Origin of the sequence: Mesorhizobium sp. M7A.F.Ca.CA.004.12.1.1 (assembly GCF_003997835.1) — a bacterium.
Lineage (GTDB): Bacteria > Pseudomonadota > Alphaproteobacteria > Rhizobiales > Rhizobiaceae > Mesorhizobium.
On the sequence record NZ_RZRK01001034.1, the window covers coordinates 1 to 1,827 of the forward strand.

A 1,827-nucleotide genomic window follows, 5' to 3' on the forward strand; every position below is an offset into this window, starting at 1 on the left:
ATTCCCGACACGCCCGCCGGCATGCCGCTTGGGGCAGCCGTCATCGGCACGGTAAGCGCCAAGCCGGCGAAGGCGATCCTGCTGCCTTGGCAGGCGCTGACGTCCAGCGGCGGCAAGCCGGCGGTCTGGATCGTCGATCCCTCGACCAAGGCAGTGACGATGGCGCCAGTCGAAGTGCTGGCGTTCAATTCGGGCACGGTCGTGATCGCCAAGGGGCTGGACGCGGGCCAGAGCGTCGTCACCGCTGGAGGACAGCTGCTCAGCCCTGGACAGACGATCGAGATATCGGGAGCGGGCCAATGAGCCGGACGCCACGCATCCTGCTCGGCGTGCTCATGCTCGGCGCGCTGGCATCCTGCTCCAAGTCGGAGGAAAAGCCGCCCGAGATCGTCCGACCGGTGCTGTCGATGGTGATCGAGCCGCGCACCACGCAAATCTTCGGTTTTGCCGGATCCGTCGAACCGCAGGTCAGCGCCGACCTGGCCTTCCGCCTGCTTGGCCGGGTCGTCTCGCGCGACGTCCAGGTCGGCGACATCGTCAGCAAGGGCACGACGATAGCGGCACTGGATCCGACCGCACTGGAGTTGGGCCTCCAGGCGGCCAAGGCGGAACTGTCCAATGCCGAGGCGCAGCTCGCCAACGCCGCCGCCAGCGAGGAACGGCAGCGCCAGTTGCTCGCCTCGGCCAACGCCACGCAAGCTGTCTTCGATGCCGCGCAGCAGGCGCGCAAAGCCGCGGAGGCAGGTGTCGAGCGGGCCAAGGCTTCGCTTGCCAAATCGCAGGAACAGCTCGGCTATGCCAGGCTGTTCTCTGATTTCGACGGTGTCGTCACCGCGGTCGGCGCCGAAGTTGGCCAGACGGTCTCGCCCGGCCAGACCGTCGTCACCGTGGCGCGTTCGGACCTGCGCGAGGCGGTGGTCGACATTCCCGATCAATTGACCGGTGATCTTGAGGCCGGCACGCCCTTCCAGGTGATCCTGCAGTCGCTGCCTACGATCCAGACCGGGGCCAAGCTGCGCGAGATCGCACCGCAATCCGAGGGCTCGACCCGCACGCGGCGCGTCAAGCTGACGCTCACGGATCCGCCACAGGCCTTCCGGCTCGGCTCGACGGTGACGGCGACCCGCGTGACCAAGGTGGCACCGACGATCGAATTGCCCATGTCGGCGCTGTTCGAAAAGAACGGTTCCGCGAAAGTATGGATCGTCGACCCGCAGACATCCAGCGTGAACGCACACGACATAAAGGTCGCGTCGAAGAATGGCGGCACCTTCACGGTGGCCGAGGGGCTGGAGGCCGGCATGCGTGTTGTCACGGCGGGCGTCCACAGCCTGAGCGAAGGCCAGAAGGTGACAGTGCCCGAGGGAGGGGCCTCATGAAAGGCTTCAATCTCTCCGACTGGGCGCTCAACCACCGCTCCATGGTCTGGTATTTCATGCTTGTCTTCGTCGTGGCTGGCGTGTTCTCCTACCTCAATCTCGGCCGTGAAGAAGACCCCAATTTCACCATCAAGACGATGATCATCCAGGCCAACTGGCCGGGCGCCTCGGTCAGGGAAACCGTGCAGCAGGTGACCGACCGTATCGAGAAGAAACTCGAGGAACTCGACAGCCTCGACTACACCAAGTCCGTCACCACGGCCGGCCAGACCGTCATCTTCGTCAACCTGAAGGACACCACCAAAGCACGCGATGTCGTGCCGAACTGGATTCAGGTGCGCAACATGGTCAACGACATCGCGGCGCAGTTTCCGCAGGGGGTGCAGGGACCCTTCTTCAACGACAGCTTCGGCGACGTCTATGGCAACATCTACGCCTTCACATCGGA

At 64.6% G+C, this 1,827-nt stretch carries 2 protein-coding genes and 1 pseudogene; all 3 read left to right on the forward strand.

The genetic code is table 11. From position 1 onward, the window contains the following. Positions 1-303, forward strand: a pseudogene (locus EN984_RS33220) (efflux RND transporter periplasmic adaptor subunit); the annotation flags it as partial. Beyond that, positions 300-1,379: an efflux RND transporter periplasmic adaptor subunit gene (locus EN984_RS33225; RefSeq protein ID WP_127270819.1), complete on the forward strand. Its 1,080-nt coding sequence runs from the start codon at positions 300-302 to the stop codon at positions 1,377-1,379. The pseudogene EN984_RS33220 and the gene EN984_RS33225, both read left to right, overlap by 4 nt. After that, the coding region (locus EN984_RS33230; RefSeq protein ID WP_164765862.1) for an efflux RND transporter permease subunit at positions 1,376-1,827 on the forward strand (452 nt) is incomplete at its 3' end. The genes EN984_RS33225 and EN984_RS33230, both read left to right, overlap by 4 nt.

Coding starts and splice junctions, on each gene's coding strand:
- EN984_RS33225 (WP_127270819.1), top strand. CDS start 300: ATGAGCCGGACGCCACGCATCCTGCTCGGCGTGCTCATGCTCGGCGCG.